Annotated in this window: 12 protein-coding genes; 4 read left to right on the forward strand and 8 right to left on the reverse strand. The window is 74.3% G+C overall.

The genetic code is table 11. From position 1 onward, the window contains the following. Positions 1 to 52: 52 nt before the first annotated feature. A complete protein-coding gene (locus ACIGG8_RS13585; RefSeq protein ID WP_396547805.1) occupies positions 53 to 1,459 on the reverse strand; it encodes a cation:dicarboxylate symporter family transporter in 1,407 nt (468 codons plus the stop codon). A 153-nt stretch (positions 1,460 to 1,612) separates the two neighbouring features. On the opposite strand from ACIGG8_RS13585, the gene ACIGG8_RS13590 reads away from it, so the two are divergent. The 4 genes from ACIGG8_RS13590 to ACIGG8_RS13605 all read left to right on the forward strand — a co-directional run bounded on the left by ACIGG8_RS13590 (position 1,613) and on the right by ACIGG8_RS13605 (position 7,521). Then, on the forward strand, positions 1,613 to 3,544 hold the full coding sequence (locus tag ACIGG8_RS13590; protein ID WP_396547807.1) for an ATP-binding protein: 1,932 nt from the start codon (positions 1,613 to 1,615) through the stop codon (positions 3,542 to 3,544). Next, the gene (locus tag ACIGG8_RS13595; RefSeq protein ID WP_396547808.1) at positions 3,541 to 4,266 is read left to right on the forward strand and encodes a response regulator; all 726 of its coding nucleotides are present in this window, start codon (positions 3,541 to 3,543) and stop codon (positions 4,264 to 4,266) included. Before ACIGG8_RS13590 ends, ACIGG8_RS13595 begins: the two co-directional genes overlap by 4 nt. A gap of 247 nt (positions 4,267 to 4,513) precedes the next feature. Further along, positions 4,514 to 6,010 (forward strand): diaminobutyrate--2-oxoglutarate transaminase family protein, encoded by a 1,497-nt coding sequence (locus ACIGG8_RS13600; RefSeq protein ID WP_396547810.1) that lies wholly within the window; start codon positions 4,514 to 4,516, stop codon positions 6,008 to 6,010. Between the two features lie 26 nt (positions 6,011 to 6,036). Further along, on the forward strand, positions 6,037 to 7,521 hold the full coding sequence (locus tag ACIGG8_RS13605; protein WP_396548005.1) for a pyridoxal phosphate-dependent decarboxylase family protein: 1,485 nt from the start codon (positions 6,037 to 6,039) through the stop codon (positions 7,519 to 7,521). 116 nt (positions 7,522 to 7,637) lie between these two features. Here the strand turns inward: ACIGG8_RS13605 and ACIGG8_RS13610 are convergent, their stop codons facing one another. The 7 genes from ACIGG8_RS13610 to ACIGG8_RS13640 form a co-directional block, all read right to left on the reverse strand. Next, a complete protein-coding gene (locus ACIGG8_RS13610; RefSeq protein ID WP_396548006.1) occupies positions 7,638 to 8,435 on the reverse strand; it encodes an inositol monophosphatase family protein in 798 nt (265 codons plus the stop codon). A gap of 174 nt (positions 8,436 to 8,609) precedes the next feature. Then, on the reverse strand, positions 8,610 to 9,812 hold the full coding sequence (locus ACIGG8_RS13615; protein ID WP_396547812.1) for a type III PLP-dependent enzyme: 1,203 nt from the start codon (positions 9,810 to 9,812) through the stop codon (positions 8,610 to 8,612). After that, the gene (locus ACIGG8_RS13620; RefSeq protein WP_396547814.1) at positions 9,809 to 11,725 is read right to left on the reverse strand and encodes an IucA/IucC family protein; all 1,917 of its coding nucleotides are present in this window, start codon (positions 11,723 to 11,725) and stop codon (positions 9,809 to 9,811) included. The genes ACIGG8_RS13615 and ACIGG8_RS13620 overlap by 4 nt, the downstream gene beginning before the upstream one ends. Beyond that, a complete protein-coding gene (locus ACIGG8_RS13625) occupies positions 11,722 to 12,945 on the reverse strand; it encodes an MFS transporter (protein ID WP_396547816.1) in 1,224 nt (407 codons plus the stop codon). Before ACIGG8_RS13625 ends, ACIGG8_RS13620 begins: the two co-directional genes overlap by 4 nt. Then, complete coding sequence (locus tag ACIGG8_RS13630) at positions 12,942 to 14,870, reverse strand: IucA/IucC family protein (protein WP_396547817.1); 1,929 nt, start codon at positions 14,868 to 14,870, stop codon at positions 12,942 to 12,944. The genes ACIGG8_RS13625 and ACIGG8_RS13630 overlap by 4 nt, the downstream gene beginning before the upstream one ends. Further along, positions 14,867 to 16,093: an acetyl-CoA carboxylase biotin carboxylase subunit family protein gene (locus tag ACIGG8_RS13635; RefSeq protein WP_396547818.1), complete on the reverse strand. Its 1,227-nt coding sequence runs from the start codon at positions 16,091 to 16,093 to the stop codon at positions 14,867 to 14,869. The genes ACIGG8_RS13630 and ACIGG8_RS13635 overlap by 4 nt, the downstream gene beginning before the upstream one ends. Positions 16,094 to 16,273: 180 nt before the next feature. Beyond that, the gene (locus tag ACIGG8_RS13640; RefSeq protein WP_350518986.1) at positions 16,274 to 17,269 is read right to left on the reverse strand and encodes an iron-siderophore ABC transporter substrate-binding protein; all 996 of its coding nucleotides are present in this window, start codon (positions 17,267 to 17,269) and stop codon (positions 16,274 to 16,276) included. Positions 17,270 to 17,277 lie beyond the last annotated feature (8 nt).

Consider the following 17,277-nt stretch of genomic DNA (forward strand, 5'->3'; position numbering starts at 1 on the left):
GTTTCCGGGGGTTGGTGGGTGGCGCCGGACCGGGGGAGTGGGGCGGCCGCTGTCAGACGGCGGCGGGTTCGGCTCCCCGGGCGGGGACCGCCTCGGGGGCGTTCGCGGGTTCGCCCTCAGCCACCGGGCTCCCGGCGCCGTGGCCGTCGACCAGGGTCAGTTCGTCGAACGGCACCTCGCCGGCCAGCACCCGGCGGGCGCGCTCGGCGTCCAGCTCGCCGGTCCAGTGGCCGATGAGGACGGTCGCGACGGCGTTGCCCGCGAAGTTGGTGAGTGCCCGGGCCTCGGACATGAAGCGGTCGATGCCGACGATCAGGCCGACCCCGTCCACCAGCGCGGGCTTGTGCGACTGCAGGCCGCCCGCGAGGGTGGCCAGGCCCGCACCGGTGACGCCGGCCGCGCCCTTGCTCGCGATCACCATGAACACCAGCAGCGAGAGCTGCTCGCCGATCGACATCGGCTTGTCCATCGCCTCGGAGATGAAGATCGAGGCCATGGTCAGGTAGATCGCGGTGCCGTCGAGGTTGAAGCTGTAGCCGGTCGGCACGGTGATGCCGACGACGGGGCGGCTGACGCCCAGGTGCTCCATCTTGGCGATCAGGCGGGGCAGGGCGCTCTCGGAGGAGGAGGTGGAGAGGATGAGCAGGAACTCGCGGCCGAGGTACCTCAGCAGCGCGAACACGTTGACCCCGGCGACCAGGCGCAGCAGCGTGCCCAGTACCACCACGACGAACAGCGCGCAGGTCAGGTAGAAGCCGATCATGATGACGGCGAGGCTCTTCAGCGCGGCCGTGCCGGTGGCCCCCACCACGGCCGCCATCGCCCCGAAGGCGCCGATCGGCGCGACCCACATGATCATCGCCATGACCCGGAAGACCAGCCGCTGCACGTGCTCGATCCCGCGCAGCACCGGGGCACCGGCCGGTCCCATCGCCTGCAGGGCGAATCCGGCGAGCAGGGCGACCAGCAGGGTCTGCAGCACCTTGCCCTGGGTGAGGGCGGAGAACATGGTGTCGGGGATCATCCCGAGCAGGAAGTCGGTGGTCGACTGGGCGCCGCCGGCCGCGGCCTGGGCGTGGCCGGACTTGGCGAGCGCGGCGGTCAGGTGCAGCCCGCCGCCGGGCTCCAGCAGGTTGCCGACGACCAGGCCGATGGCCAGCGCGACGGTCGACATGGCGAGGAAGTAGCCGAGCGCCAGGCCGCCGACCTTGCCGACCTTCGCCGCCTTGGTCACCGAGCCGATGCCCAGCACGATGGTGCAGAAGATCACCGGGCTGATCATCATCTTGATCAGGTTGACGAAGCCGGTGCCGACCGGCTTGAGCTCCACGGCGAAGCCGGGGGCGGCCAGCCCGACCACCACGCCCGCGATCACCGCAGCGATCACGGCGAGGTAGAGGTAGTGGGTCCGGTCCTTGCGTCTGGGTCCCCCCGCCGTTGCGGCTCCAGCGATCGACATCTGCGGCTCCTTCGCCCTGCAGTCCTGGCGGCCCCGGGTGGTGGGCCGCTCCGACTATGGGCCGGAACGTGACGGGGGTCACGTTTGCGTTCATAGAGTTCACGGTCGACGCACCCGGGTCGCCCGCGCCGCCCGTGGTGCACACTGGCTGGCATGTCCGAGCGCACCGCCCCCACGACCTCGCGCCGTCGGCTCCCCCGGTTCCCCGCGCTCGGTCCGCTCCGGTCGTCCGGCCCCGCCCGCCGACTGCCTCGGCGGCTGCCCCGCCGCCTGCCCCGGCGGCTGGTCCGCAGTCTGGCCGGGCAGCTGTTCGTCGTCCAGGTGGTGATCGTCGCCGCCGTGGTCGCGGGCGGCGCGGTGCTGGCGTACCTCTTCACCGCCGACCGGAACGAGGACGCGGCCCGCCGTGAGGTGACCGCGGTCGCCCACGCCGTCGCCGACTCGCCGTCCGTCCGGTCCGCCGTCACCGGCCCGGACCCGACCGCGGTGCTCCAGCCGTACGTCGAGCAGGTGCGGACGGACAGCGGGGTCTCCTTCATCACCGTCATGGACACCGACGGCGTGCGCTGGACCCACCCGCTGCCCGAGCAGATCGGCAAGCGCTACCTCGGGCACATCGACTGGGCGCTCGCCGGGCAGACCCGCAGCGAGACGTACACCGGCACGCTCGGCCCGTCGGTCCGGGTGGTCACACCGGTGTGGGACGACCGGCACCGGGTGGTCGCACTGGTCAGCGCGGGCCGCACCGTCGAGTCGATCTCCGCGCAGCTCAGCGGTCCGCTGATGGCCCTGGTCGGGGTGGCGGTGGCCGCGCTCGCGCTCGGCGGCGCCGGCACCTACCTCGCCAACTCCAGGCTGCGGCGGCACACTCACGGCATGGGGCCGGACGAGCTCAGTCACCTGTACGAGTACCACCAGGCCACGCTGCACTCGGTGCGCGAGGGGCTGGTCCTGCTCGACCGCTCGCACCGGGTCGTGCTGTGCAACGACGCCGCTCGCGAACTGCTGGGCCTGACCGGCGACTTGGACGGACGGCCGATGGCGGAGCTGGACCTGCCGGAGGCGCTGGTGGTGGCCGTCCTGGGCGAGGAGCCGGCCCGGGACGAGGTGCACCTGACCGCCGAACGGGTCGTGGTGCTCAACACCTCCATCATCGGCACCGGCCTCGGCCGGGTGGTCACCCTCCGGGATCACACCGAACTTCAGTCGCTCAGTGGCGAGTTGGACTCCGTGCGCGGTTTCACCGAGGCGCTCGGCGCCCAGGCGCACGAGGCCGCCAACCGGCTGCACGCGGTCGTCTCGCTGATCGAACTCGGCCGCCACGAACAGGCGGTGGAGTTCGCCACCGCCGAACTCGAACTGGCCCAGCAGCTCACCGACCGGGTGGTCGCGGCGGTGAGCGAGCCGGTCCTGGCCGCGCTGCTGCTCGGCAAGGCCGCCCAAGCAGCCGAGCGGGGCGTGGAGTTGACCCTCACCGAGGACAGCAGGATCGACGACGGGGTGCTCCCGCCCGGACTCTCCGCCCGGGACCTGATCACCGTGCTCGGCAACCTGGTCGACAACGCCGTGGACGCCGCCATCGCCGGGGCCGCGCAGAGCACCGCCCCGCCGGAGGTGACCGTCACGGCGCGGATCGAGCGCGGCGGAGCCCCGGGCACCGGCGCCGGTGCGGTTTCTGCGGTTTCCCGTGCGGGCGCGGGCGCGGGCGCGGGTACGGGCTCCGGCGTGGGTACGGGTTCCGGCGTGAGCGGGGAGGGCGACTGCCTGCTGCTGCGGGTCGCCGACACCGGCGCGGGCATCGACCCCTCGGCCGTCGAGGACGTGTTCCGGCGCGGGTGGAGCACCAAGCAGGACGGCCGCGGGCACGGCCTCGGCCTGGCGCTGGTGGCCCAGGCCGCCCGGCGCAACGGCGGCACCGTCGAGGTCGGGCGCGAGCGCGGCGCGGTGCTGACGGTCCGGCTGCCGCTGGCAGGTCGGCCGCAGGACCGGCGGGAGCCGGGGGAACGCGCGGAACCGGGGGAACCGGTGGAATGCGGAGAGCGGCGGGAGCCGGGAGGCCGCGAGCCCGAGGAGGCCCTGGCATGACCCCGTACCGTGGAGCGGATCCCGCGGGGATCTCCGTGCTGGTCGTCGAGGACGACCCGGTGGCGGCCGCCGCGCACACCCTGTACGTCGAGCGCGAACCCGGCTTCCGCGCCGTCGGCACCGTCCACAGCTGCGCCGACGCGCTGCGCTTCCTGGACCGGGCCCGCGCCGCCGGGACCCCCGTCGACCTCACCCTCCTCGACCTCTACCTGCCGGACGGCCACGGGCTGCAGCTGTGCCGCACGCTGCGCGCCGCCGGCCACACCACCGACGTCATCGCGGTGACCTCGGCGCGCGACCTCGCGATGGTCCGGCAGGCGGTCTCGGCCGGGGTCGTTCAGTACCTGCTGAAACCGTTCAGCGCCGCCGCCCTGCACGACCGGCTGGAGCGCTACGCCCGGTACCGGGACAGCCTCGGGCGGACCGGCGAGGCCACCGGGCAGGACGAGGTCGACCAGGCGCTCGCCCTGCTCCGGACCCCCGAGCGCAGCGCGCTGCCGAAGGGGCTGAGCGCGCCCACCCTGGACACCGTCGCCTCGGTGCTCAGGGAGGCCGCGACCGGGCTGTCGGCGGCGGCCGCCGGAACCGCCGCGGGGGTCTCGCGGATCACCGCTCGGCGCTACCTGGAGCACCTGGTGGACACCGGGCGGGCGGTGCGGGAGCCGCAGTACGGCAACGTCGGGCGGCCGGAGCTGTGCTACCGCTGGAAGGCGAATCCGTGATGGCGGTGGCGCTGGCGGTAGCCGGAGACGGGCGACGGGGACGCGCGACGGGCGGCGGCGATCCAGGGAACGGGGCGCGTGACCTTTCGGCGCGACGCTCGTTGGAGGGACCGGGGGCTCGGCGGAGGGTGTGGGGCGGTATCGGGCGGAAGTTCACCCGCTCGGGTGGTTCTCGGTGCCCTGCGGGCATTCCGCCAGGTCGGGAGCGATAAAGTTAGGCTTACCTAACTTCCCCTGGGGGTCTGTCGTGTCGCTCGCTGCCGTACCTGCCCAGGCCGCCTCCGGAACCCCGGCCCCGGCCGCCGGTGAGGCCATCCTGCGTCGCCAGCGCGTCCGCGAGTCCGCCGCCAGAACGTACGCCCGCTCCTTCCCGATCGTCCCGGTCCGTGCCAACGGCATGACCGTCGAGGGCGCCGACGGGCGGCGCTACCTGGACTGCCTCTCCGGCGCCGGCACGCTCGCCCTCGGCCACAACCACCCGGTGGTGCTGGAGGCCATCCGCCGCACCCTCGACAGCGGCGCCCCGCTGCACCTGCTCGACCTCGCCACCGCGGAGAAGGACGACTTCACCAGCGCGCTGTTCGACAGCCTCCCGGCCGGGTTCGCGAGCCGCGCCCGGGTGCACTTCTGCGGTCCGGCCGGCACGGACGCCATCGAGGCCGCGCTCAAACTGATGCAGACCGCGACCGGCCGCACCGGCGCGCTCGCCTTCACCGGCGGGTACCACGGCATGACCGCCGGCGCCCTCGCGCTCACCGGCAACGTCGCCGTCAAGGAGCCGCTGCCGAGCTGCGGCGAGGTCGTCCGGCTGCCCTACCCGTACGGCTACCGCTGCCCGTTCGGGGTCGGCGGCGACGCGGGTGCCGATCTCGCCGTCACCTACGTCGAGCGATTGCTGGACGACCCGTCGGGCGGCGTGGTGCCCCCCGCCGCGATGGTCCTGGAGGCCGTCCAGGGCGAGGGCGGCGTCGTCCCCGCGCCCGACGGCTGGCTGCGCGCGATGCGCCGGATCACCGCCGAACGCGGCATCCCGCTGATCGTGGACGAGGTGCAGACCGGGGTCGGCCGCACCGGCGCGATGTGGGCGATCGAGCACAGCGGCATCGTCCCGGACGCGATGGTGCTCTCCAAGGCCATCGGCGGCAGCCTGCCGCTCGCCGTCGTCGTCTACCGCGAGGACTACGACGGCTGGCGTCCCGGCGCCCACACCGGCACCTTCCGCGGCAACACCCTCGCCATGGCCGCCGGGGCGGCGACCCTCCGTTACGTCGCGGCGCACGGGCTGGCCGAGCGGGCGGCCGTCGTCGGCGACCGGATGGCGGCCCGGCTGCGCGACCTCGCGGGCGAACTGCCGGTGATCGGCGACGTGCGCGGCCGGGGGCTGATGATCGGCGTCGAACTGGTCGACCCGACGGCCGAGCCCGACGCCTGCGGGGCCCGGCCGGCCGATCCGGCGCTCGCCGTACGGGTGCGGGAGGCGTGCCTGACGCGCGGTCTGATCGTCGAACTCGGCGGGCGCCACGACGCGGTCCTGCGGCTGCTCCCGCCGCTCACCGTCACGGACGAGCAGGTGGCGGCCGTGCTGGAGCGGCTCGCCGACGCGATCGCGTTCGTGTCCGGGTCCGAGCGCGGGGCCGGGGCCGGGTCCGAGCCCGGGTCCGGGGCCGTGTCCGGGTCCGCTGCCCCGCCGTCGGGGTCGGCAGCGGGGTCGGCTGCGGGTGGTGCGTGGCGGGCGGAGCGGTGAGCGGCCCCGGGCCCGGTCCGATCGGCATGCCGGGGGGCGAGGTCGCGTCGGACGCCCTGGCCGGCGGCGCAGCCGGGCCCGGGGCGCTCGGGCCACTGCTGGCCACCGTCCTCGACGCGCTCGACACGGGCATCGCCATGCGCTCCGGACCGCTGCCGGCCGGCAGTCCCGCCGAGATCGCCGCACTGGTCGCCGACGCCCTGGCCGCCACCGGCGGCCGCGGCGCGCTCGCCCGGCTCACCGAACTCCTCGCCTACGGAGCCGCCGACCCCGCCGACCCGGCCTGCGCCGCCCACCTGCACTGCCCGCCGCTCGCCGTCGCCGCCGCGGCCGACCTCGCGGTGAGCGCCCTCAACCCGTCGCAGGACTCCTGGGACCAGGCCCCCGCCGCCACGGCACTGGAGACCGCGCTGCTCGCCGAACTCGCCGGGCTGGTCGGCTACGATCCGCAGCGCTCCGCCGGGGTCCTCACCTCCGGCGGCACCGAGTCCAACCTGATGGGGCTCATGCTGGCGCGCGACCAGAAGCTCGACGGCATCGTGGAGCTGGACGGGATCCCGGAGGGCGTCCGGCCGTGCATCCTCGCCTCCGAGGCCGCGCACTTCTCCGTCCAGCGCGCCGCCGCACTCCTCGGGCTCGGCGAGCGGGCCGTCCTCTCCGTCCCCGTCGACCGGCAACTCCGGATGCGGGAGGAGGAGTTGGAGCGGTCCCTGGCGGAGGCCGGCTGGGCCGGGCGGACCCCGATCGCCGTCGTCGCCACCGCCGGAACCACCGACACCGGAGCCGTCGACCCGCTGACCGCCGCCGCCGACCTCGCCCGCCGCTACGGTGCCTGGCTGCACGTCGACGCCGCGTACGGCGGCGGGGCGCTGCTCTCCGACCGGCTGGCGCCGCTGCTCGACGGCATCGCCCGCGCCGACTCGGTCTCCCTCGACTGGCACAAGCTCGGCTGGCAGCCGGCCGCCGCCGGGGTGTTCCTGGTGCGTCGCGCCGAGACGTACGTCTCGCTCGCCCGCCGCGCCGAGTACCTCAACCCGGTCGACGACGAGCAGGCCGGCTACCCGAGCCTGCTCGGCCGCTCCCTGCGCACCACCCGCCGGGCCGACGCCTTCAAACTCGCCGTCACCCTGCGCACCCTCGGTCGCGACGGCCTCGGCCGCCTCGTCGACGCCTGTCACGACCTCGCCCGCGCCGCCGCCGACGCCGTCCGTGCCGACCCCTCCCTGGAACTGCACGCCGACCCCGTGCTCACCACCGTCCTCTTCCGCTACCGTCCGCCGGGCGTGACGGACGGGGCGGCGCTGGACGAGATGAACGGTCGGCTGCGGCGGCTGCTGCTGCGCAGCGGGCGGGCGGTGGTCGGGCGTACCGAGTTGCCGGGGGACGGGCCGGGACGGGTGCGGCTGAAGCTGACGCTGCTGAACCCGCACACGACGGTGGGGGAGGTCGGGACGCTGCTGCGCGAGGTGGTGGGGGCGGGCCGCAAGGTGGCGGGGGAGCGGGCGGGCTAGCGCGGCGCCCCCCGGGGCGCCGTACGGAAGAGCCACGTCGGCCTGTACGGGCGTTTGGTGGGCCCGTGCGGGCGTCGCGCGGGCCTGTACGGCGGAGGCCGGGCGCGCCGGGCGGGTCAGGTGCCCAGGAGGACCTTGTGGGCGAGCTCCCAGGTGTGGGGATCGGCTGCGACCAGGAGGCCGTCCTCGCAGCCGGGGGCTTCGGGGCGGTACGGGGTGCCGTCCAGGCGGGCGGAGATGCCGCCGGCCTCGGTGACGAGGAGGGAGCCGGGGGCGTGGTCCCAGGGGAGGGTGCGCCAGTAGAGGAGGAAGTCGAAGCGGCCCTCGATCACGTCGGGGTACTCGATCCCGGCGGCGTGCCGGCCGGGGGAGACCTCGCCGAAGGCCGTGGCGTTGGCCAGCAGGCGGCGGCGGTGCTCGGGGTCGAGGAAGCGGCTCTTCACCGAACCGCGCAGCTCGGCGGCGTCCCGCGGTGCCGGCGGGCGGGTGAGGCGTTCGCCGTCGCGCCAGGCACCGGAGCCCAGCTCGGCGCGGTAGGCGGTGGCGGTGGCGGGCTGCCAGATCCAGGAGGCCACGGTGCGGCCGCTGCGGACGAGGGAGCACATCACGGCGTACTCGGGGCGGCCGGCGACGAAGTTGGCGGTGCCGTCGACCGGGTCGACCAGCCAGGCGGCGGGTTCGTCGTGCAGCGCCCGGGCGAGTGAGGGGTCGGCGGCGACGGCCTCCTCGCCGACCACGGGGACCGGCAGCAGCTCGTGCAGGCGGCGGGCGATGATGGCCTCGGCCTCGCGGTCGGCGATCGTCACGACCTCGCCGGGCGCCTTCTCCATCACCTCGCCGGCGGCCAGCGCCCGGAAGCGCGGCTCCACCGCCTCGGCCGATGCCTCGGCGAGTATCTCCGCCACCTTGTCCATCAGCACGTTCGCGCTCCCTTCGCTGAGTACCACTCTCCCACGAGAGCGGGAAGGGGGCGGCGGCGGACGGGGAGCCGCGAGCGGCTGACGGCCGACAGATGACAACCGACAGATGACAGCTGACAGATTTCGAAATCTGTCAGCTGTCGGTTGTCATCTGTTCGTTGTCCTGGGTCACCCGCCCAGGTAGTGGAAGCCCGGGCGAGGGTGCATCAGGAACTCGTGGTGCGAGATGTTCCAGGCGTACGCGCCCGCCATGGCGAACAGCACGCGGTCCGCCGCCCGCAGCCCTGCCGCGCCGTCGGCCGCGCGGGCGAGGACGTCCTTCGGGGTGCAGAGCTGCCCGGCCAGGGTGGCGAGGCCGGTGGTCACGGCGGGGCGCGGCCACGGGTGCGGCCACAGGTCCACCGGGAGCACCGCGAAGGGCTGGGAGTGCCCCCGGGTCACCGGGGTGCGCAGGTGGTGGGTGCCGCCGCGGACCACCGCGAAGTCCTCGCCGTGGCTCCGCTTCACGTCCAGCACCTCGGTCGCGTACCAGCCGCAGTGGGCGGTCAGCGCCCGGCCCGGTTCGATCCGCAGGGTGAGCGCGGGGTGGGCGTCGAGCAGTCCGGCCAGCCCCTCGCCGAAGGCCTTCCAGTCGAATCGCGCGGCCGGGTCCTCGTAGTCCACGGCCATCCCGCCGCCGATGTTGACCTCGTCGAGCGGGAAGCCGTGCCGTTCGGCGAGCGCGGCCGACCAGGCGACGATCTGCGCAGCGACCGACAGCTGCTCCGCCGCGTCGAGGCCGCTCGCCAGGTGGGCGTGCACGCCGCGCAGGCGCAGCTGCCGCCCCAGCGGGCCGTCGCCGGTGAGCAGGCGGACGCACTCCTCGGCCTGCTCCGGGTCCAGGCCGAACGGCGTGGGCCGTCCGCCCATCGCGAGCGGCACCGCGTCGAGCGCGTCCGTGGTGACCGCCAGGTTGACCCGCAGCAGCACGTCGACGACCGCCCCCGGCTGCTCCGCGAGCACGGCGGCGAGCCGGTGCAGCTCCTGCTCGCTCTCCACGTGCCAGCGGTGCACCCCGGCCGTCACCGCGGCGGCGATCTCGGCCGGGGTCTTGCCCGGCCCGCCGAAGGCCAGCGGCGCGTCCGGCACGGCGGCCCGAACGTGCGCCAACTCGCCGCCGCTGGAGACCTCGTAGCCGTCGACCGCGTCGCGCAGCGCGATGAGCAGCGGCGTCTCCGGGTTGGCCTTGGCGGCGTAATACAGCTCTACCCGCTCGGGCAGCGCGGCCCGGACGGCGGCGGAGTGCTCGCGCAGCGCGGCCAGGTCGTAGACGTAGGCGGGTAGTTCGTCGGACGCGAGGGCGGCGACATGGCTGCGGACGGTCTCGGTCATCGGGCGGTGCTCCCGGCGTGAAGGCGGACGGGCATGCGGGCGGCCTCGGCGAGGACGGAGCCGGCCAGCGGGGAGGGCAGCCGGACGTAGCCGGCCTCGCGGTCGGCCTTGCGCTCCCAGCGGGTCAGCAGGTTGGCCTTGGCGGGCAGCGGGACACCGGCGAGCAGGGCGCGCAGCCGGGGCGGGCAGCCGTGGGCGGCGGCGTACTCCTCCAGGGTGTCCCGGACGGCCTGCCACAGCGCGCACTCCAGCTCCGGGTGGCGGTCCGCGAGGGCGGCGAGCAGCTCGGAGACGTGGTTGACCAGCAGGCAGTAGACCACGCGGTCCCAGCCGCGCTCGGCGTCGTACGTCATCGGGCCGGCCACCTCGGGCGGGAGGGCGGCGAGGATGTCGGCGTTGTGCTCGGGGACGAGCTTGGTGCCCTCCAGGTCGCGGAAGAGCACCTGGACGGGGTGCCCGGTGGCGTCCACGCCCACGAGCACGTTCTGCAGGTGGGGCTCCAGCACCACGCCGTGGTCGAAGTAGGCGGCCAGGACCGGCGGGACGAGCAGCCGCAGGTAGGCGCGCCACCAGTCGAGCGCCGCCGCGCCGTCCGCGCCGCCGCCCGAACCGGCTTCCAGCAGGCGGGAGATGTGCGCGGAGCTGGTCGGGTGTTCGTCGGCGACGGCGGCCGCGAGCAGCGGGGTGGTGCCGGGGCGCAGCACGCCGGCGAAGCCCTCGCGGACGATCAGGCCGAAGCCCTCGTACAGCGCCCGGTCGGGGTGGCCGTCGGGGCCGGGCAGGGCGAGGGTGCGGAAGGCCGGTTCGCGGAGCATCGCCGTGTCGGGGAAGCGCCGGGCGAGGTCGGCGAGCGCCGGTGCGAGCAGCCGGGTGAGCGCGACGGCGCCGGTGAGTTCGTAAGCCGCGTTCTTGCGCAGGCAGTTGGTGATGCGCACGTTGAGGCTGAACTTCAGGAAGGCGCCGGCGCCGTGCAGGGTGCGCACCGAGGCGGTGGCGGTGAAGCGCTCGCCGCGCGGGCCGAGGTCGAGGACGTCGCCCCTGGCCATGGCCTTGCGCAACAGCGGTTGGTCGCCGATGAGTTGGTACTGCCAGGGGTGGGCGGGCAGCAGCCGGTAGCCGTCCGGCACCTCGCCGAGGCCGTCGAGCAGGGCGGTGGCGCTCCCGTCCAGCGACTCCTCGGCCAGCAGCTCGGCACGGACCGCGAGGTGGCGCAGCCGGAAGTCGGCGCGGGACTCCGGGGCGTAGCGGCGCCAGTCGCCGCGGGCGGCGGAACGGGACTTGGGGGCCGGGTGGAAGCGGTGGCCGAACAGCAGGGCCTGCTCGGACTCCAGGTAGCGGTCGGATCCGGCGGCCGGGCGGCGCTCCAGACCCTGGCGGACGCCGTGGTGGCTGGACGCCACCTGGGCGAGGAACTCCTCGTTGACCGTGCCGGTGCGCAGCTCCAGTTCGTCCCGGACGTACTCGGCCAGCTCCGGCCAGCCCAACACGGCCCAGTCGCCGTCCCGTTCGACCTCGACGGGCCCGGTGAAGCGGTGCGCGCCGAGCAGCGAGGTGCGGCGCAGGGCGACCCGCAGCAGGGCGCCGCGGCGGGGCAGGCGCAGCAGCAGGCGGCCGCCGTCGGCGGCGGTCTGGTGCTCGGGGCCGGAGACCTCGCGCAGCAGGCAGTTCAGCAGGGTGTGGGCCACCACCTCGTCGGAGGTGGGCAGTTCGTGGTTCACGGCCTCGCGCGGGTCGGGCTCGCGGGCCGGCTGGCCGGCGGACGTCCGTACGGCAGTGGCCCGTTCGGCAGTGGTCCGTTCGGCAGTGGTATGCGCGCCCGTCGTCTGTCCGATGGTCGGCTGCCCGGTGGTCGGCTGCGCGCTGGTCGGCTGCGTGGTGGTCGGCTGCGCGGTGGTCATCTGCTCGGCGGTCATCGGCGACTCCAGCGCTGGCGGAGGGACGGGAGGGTGAGGGCGGTGGCCGCGACGGCGGCCAGCAGGGCGGCGGCGGTTCCGGCCACCACGGGGGCGGCGGCGCCGAACCGTCCGTTGGCCAGCGCGGCGACGGCGCCGGCGGCGACGGCGCCACCCTTCGAGACGAGTTCGAGGGTGCCGAACATCCGGCCGGGCGGGCGACCCTTGGCGGCGCCGGCGGCGAGCACGGCGAGGCAGACGAGGCCCAGGGTGAGCCCGGCCCCGAGCAGCAGCCGGACGGCGATGAACACGGGCAGCGAGTACGCGACGGCGTGCCCGGCCAGACCGAGCGCGACGAAGCCGAAGCCGAGCGCGATGCCGGTGTGCGGACGGGAGTCGAACGCCCGGTGGGTGCGGGAGGCGAACACCAGGTAGCACAGGTGCGGCAGGGCGAAGAGCACGCCGGTGGTGGTGCCGTCCACGCCGGGCAGGCGCTGCTCGGCGAGGGCGATGAGGTAGGGGAAGGAGATGACCGTCGCGAAGACGAAGACGAACTCGAAGGCGTAGAGCGTCAGGAGCGGCGCCGAGGCGGTCTTCGCGGACGCCCGGCCCGCGGCGGCTTCGGGGGCCTCGTGGAGCGTCGGCTCGGGCAGCAGCGAGAGGAACACCGCTGCGGTGAGCGGGAGTACGGCCATCACCAGGTACTGGCGGTGCGGGTCGATCCACGGGGAGAGCGCCCCGACCAGGATCGGCGCGGCCACCAGGGCCGCCCGTGCGCTGCCCTGCATCAGGGTGAGCGCACGGGAGAGCCGACTGCCGTCGAGTGCGGCTGCCAGGTAGCCGTTGGTGGCCGCGAAGGTGCCGCCGAGGAAGCCCTGGAGTACCAGTGCGAGGGTGAAGGCGGGCAGGCTGTCGGCGGCGCCGGCGAGCAGGAAGGAGACGGTCAGACCGAGTTGGGCGCGCAGCAGCAGCCGCTTGCGGCCGAAGCGGTCGGCCAGTCGGCCCCACAGCGGCGCGCCGAGCCCGCTGAACACCGTCGGCACGATGTACAGGACGCCCGCCCAGCGGGCCTGCGGGTCGCCGAGACCGGGCAGGATCGCGGTGAGGTACGGCGGCAGGCCGAGCGCGGCGAAGGAGGCGACGAAGTAGCAGGCCGCGACGGCGTGCACCTGGCGTCGGCCGAGCCCTTCGGGGTGCGCGGCCGCGGGCTGCGAGTGCTGCGGGAGCGCCTCCACGGTCATCGGGCGGTCCCGTCGCCGTGCGCGGTGCCGTGTCCTGGCTCGGGTGCGGGGCTGTGTGCGGGGCTGTGTGCGGAGCTGTGCGCTGGACTGAGTGCGGGACTGTGCGCGGGGCTGCGTGCGGCGTCGCGCAGGTAGTTCGGGCCGGTGGTGTAGTGCTTGTTGATGTCGGCGGCGCCCGAGCGCTGCTTGCTGAGCAGTGTCCCGGCGGTGACCATGGCTTTGACCGGAAGGCGCTCGGCGTCCAGCAGGGCCGTCCGCAGCGGCTCGCCCACCGGCCCCAGCCGCTCCACGGCTTCCGCCGTGCGCTTGCGCAACAGCGTGAGGACGTGCGTGAGTTCGGCCCGGCCGTGGTCGGCGAGACCGAAGGCGACGGAGCCGGTGCACAGGTGGCCGGTGATGGTGGCGAAGAGGTCGACCAAGGCCCGGTCGTCCTCGCAGAAGATCCGCGCATCGTCGAACTCGTCGACGGAAGGGGCGAGTTCGCCGAGGGCGGCGGTCATCCGGGCGGTGTGCACGCGCGGGCCGTCGTCGTCCTTGTAGAGCAGCCGCAGACCGTCCCCGTCGAGCACCAGCGAGGTGTTCTGCTGGTGCGACTCCAGGGCGATGCCGTAGCCGAACAGCGTGGTCTGCCAGTCCAGCAGCAGCTCCAGCAGGGCGTCGTAGCAGGCCAGGACGGAGCCATCGTGGTAGCGGTCGGCGAGGTGGTCGATGACCAGGCGGCCGTCGGGCGCGGGGGCCAGCAGGGCGGCCAGCGGGACGGTGGTGGCCCGCTCCAGCCCCGCCGGGTAGCGGCGCAGCAGGACGGCCAGCAGCTCGTGTCCGGCGTGCGCCCAGGTCTGCTCGTCGGCGTGCAGGATCCGGCCGGCGAACCGCGGCTCGCGCTCCAGCACGGCCTCGACCAGCCGCTGGCCGGCCGCGCCGTCGAGCAGTGTGCCGGGCTTGATGGTGCGGCGGTTGAGCCGGCCCAGGCTGGCGGTGGCGAGCGGGAGCTTGAGGTGGCACCCGGGGTCGTCGGCGACGGCGACGGTGCGCATGGACAGGGTCGGGACGACGGTCAGGTACGGCCGGTCGGCGAGCACCGCGCGGTCGGTCAGGCCGGTGGCCGCCAGTGCCTCGTCCAGCGGCGCGCCGACGGTGAGCGGGTGGACCGGCAGGGTGGCCCAGCCGTCGCCGGGGCACCGGTCGGCGAGGCCGAGCCAGGCCGGTGTGGGCCACCAGCTGGGCAGGGGCCGTTCGCCGTGGACGGTCAGCGCGTCGGTCGGCACGGCCAGCCAGCGCAGTTCGAAGGCCGGATGGAACTCGGGTGCATGGGCGCGCAGTTGGGGCTCGGTGAGCCCGGAGCGGCCGCGTGCCGTCGGGTAGACCGGATGGTCGATGTGAGCGGCCAGGGTGTCGTGGCCGAGGGCGGCGACGGGGCCGGTCCAGTCGGCCGGGTCGGGGCCGTACAGGTCGGTCAGCCGGTCGTGCACCTCGGCGCGGACCCGCTCGTGCAGTTCCATGGTGGCGAGGGTCTGGCGGCACTCCTCGGCGAAGGCCGCCCAGCCGGGCCGGTCCTCGGCCTCGGCCAGTTCGGCGAGCGCCGCCACGACGGTGTCCGGGCCGGTGATCCGACGTCCGTCGAGCTCCAGCAGCGGCAGCCGGGCGGCGTACTCGCACTGGAAGCCCTCCGGGGCCACCGGCAGGGCGAGCCGTGCTTCGGGGACGGTCAGCCAGGGGCCGTCCGGACGGGTCTCGACGGTGCCTCGGCTGCGCAGGCCGAGGACGTCCTCGCGCAGCAGGGCGGACAGCACCCGCAGGGTGAGCTGTTGGGTGGCGGTGGCGGTGGCGGTGGCGGTGGCGGTGGCCGTGTTGGCCGTGTTGGCCGTGATGGTGTCCGTGGTGGCTGCGGGGCGGGCCTCGGCCGCCGGCCGGTCTCCGGGGGTCATGGGGTGATTTCCCAGCGGTTGGCGGCGAGGAAGCGGGCGACTGCGGTGTCCACAGCGCCCTGGTCGGTGCCGACGGCCCAGATGACGCCCAGGTAGTCGCGGTTGGTGCGGTAGAGCTCGTGACGTTCGCCGAGCGGGCGCAGCGGTCGGTAGGCGAGCCGGACGCCGTCGCGCTCCTCGTCGTACGGGCCGGGGGCGGCGGTGAGGACACCGGCGCGGTCGGCGCAGACCAGCTCGTTGCGGGCCCGGCGGAGGGTGGCGGCGCACCTCTCCGTCAGGTCGGCGGGCAGCTCGTGGCCGAGGTGGACGCCGAGGACGAGCTCGAACAGCGGTATGTCGAGGATCTCGGCGAGCATCAGGTCGCACTGGTCGCCGATGGCACGGTAGTTGACCTCGATGATCCGGGCGCGGCCGTCCGGTTGCAGCGCGAACTCGGTGTGGCAGACACCGAACCCGACGCCGAGTGCGTCGAGTTGGGCGAGCACCTGGTCGACCACGGGCTGCGGGTGGGCCGGGACGAAGGTGAGCAGCTCCTCGATGAAGTCCGGCGGCGGGGAGATCCGGGTGCGGAAGCCGCCGAGGACGTGGCGACGGTGGCCGTCGCCGAGGGTCTCCACGGTGTACAGCTGCCCGTCCAGGAACTCCTCGACCACCAGGGTGGCGCCGGCCCTGCGGTGCTGGATCTCCTTGCAGCGGGCGAGGAGTTCCGCGGTGTCGGTGACCAGGGTGACGTCCTCGCTGGCCACGCCCTCCCGGGGCTTGACCACGCAGGGGAACGGCGGGTCCAGCTCGGCCGGGTCCTGCCCGGGGGCCAACTCGGCGGACCAGACGGTGTCCTGGCCGGTCAGTGCGAGGTGGCGGCGCAGCTGGCCCTTGTCCTTGGCGCGCAGCGCGGCCTTCCAGTCCTTGGCGGGGAGGCCGAAGTACTCGGCGGCCAGGGCGGTCTGGGCCTGCAGGTGGTCGCTGTTGCTGAAGACCGCGTCGGGTGCGTGGCCCGGGGAGGACAGGGTGAGGCGGGAGATCAGGCTGACCACGGCGCGGAAGTCGCGCACGTCGCACTCCAGGATCTCCGGTGCGGAGAAGGGGAGCGCGGCGTAGGCCTGCCGGTGGGGTTCGGCGCAGTCGGTGAGGACGGTGACGTCGAGCCCGAGCCGGGCGGCGGCGGGCAGGAAGCCGGTGGTGACCGAGTCGGTGGGGTTCAGGGCGAGCAGGTAGAGCCGCATGGGGGTCCTCAGGGGATGGCGGAGGCAGGTGGGCGGACAGCTGACAGCCGACAACTTTCGAAATCTGTCAGTTGTCAGCTGTCAGCTGTCAGCTGTCGGCTGTCAGTCGTCGGTTGTCATCCGTTCGCCGACATGGGGCCGGGGCGCGGGCCGACATTCGCCGGATGACGACCGGGACGGCTACTTGGGCGCGTCCACGCCCGCGGCCTTGGCGATGTCGACGAGCATCGCGTCGGCGGCCTGGACACCGATGCCGGACATCCAGGTCTCGTCCGGGACGTTGAACACCTTGTTGTTCTTGACGGCGTTCAGGCCCTGCCAGACCGGGGTCTGCTGGACCTCGCTCTCCTTGGTCTTGGTCGGGTCGTCGGCGGTGGTGACGAACACCAGGTCGGCGTCCGCCTGGTTGATCTGCTCGGCGCTGACCTCGATGATGTTCTGGTCCACGTCCTGCGCGGCCGGGCGGGTCAGGCCGACGTCCTTGAGCACCACACCGCTGTAGGAGGACTTGGCGTACAGACGGGTCGGGCCGGCCACGAAGCGGACCACCGACGCGGTCGGCATGGTCCCGTTGAACTTGGTCCGGATCTCCTCGCCGAGCTTCTTCGCCCGCGCCTCGTAGTCGGCGAGCGCCTTCTTCGCCTCGTCCTCCTTGCCGAGCGCCTGGGCGTACAGCGCCAGGTTCTCCTTCCACGGGAACCCGGTGGTCTCGGCCAGGACGGTCGGGGCGATCGCGTTCAGCTGGGAGTACACCTTGGCGTGCCGGACCTTGGAGGAGAGGATCAGGTCGGGCTTGAGGGAGGCGATCAGCTCCAGGTTCGGCTCGTTCATCGGGCCGACGTCCTTGGTGTCCTTGATCTTGTCCTTGAGGTAGTTCGGGAACCCGCCCTCGGTCTTCATGTGCGGGGACACCGCGCCGACCGGCGTGATGCCGAGCAGCGTGACGTCGTCCAGCTCGCCGCTGTCGAGGACGACGACGCGCTTCGGCTGGCTCTTGAGCTCGGCCGTGCCCGCCGCGTGCTTGACGCTGCGCGGGAAGCCGGCGGCGGTACCGGCCGAGGCGGCGGACGCGGAGTCGCCGCCCGACTTGGCACCGTCCCCGCTGCTGCCGCAGGCGGCGAGCAGGGTGGTCGAGAGGGCGACGGCGAGGACGGCGACGGGGAGTCGGCGGTTCATCAGGGTTC

Origin of the sequence: Kitasatospora sp. NPDC085464 (assembly GCF_044541955.1) — a bacterium.
Lineage (GTDB): Bacteria > Actinomycetota > Actinomycetes > Streptomycetales > Streptomycetaceae > Kitasatospora.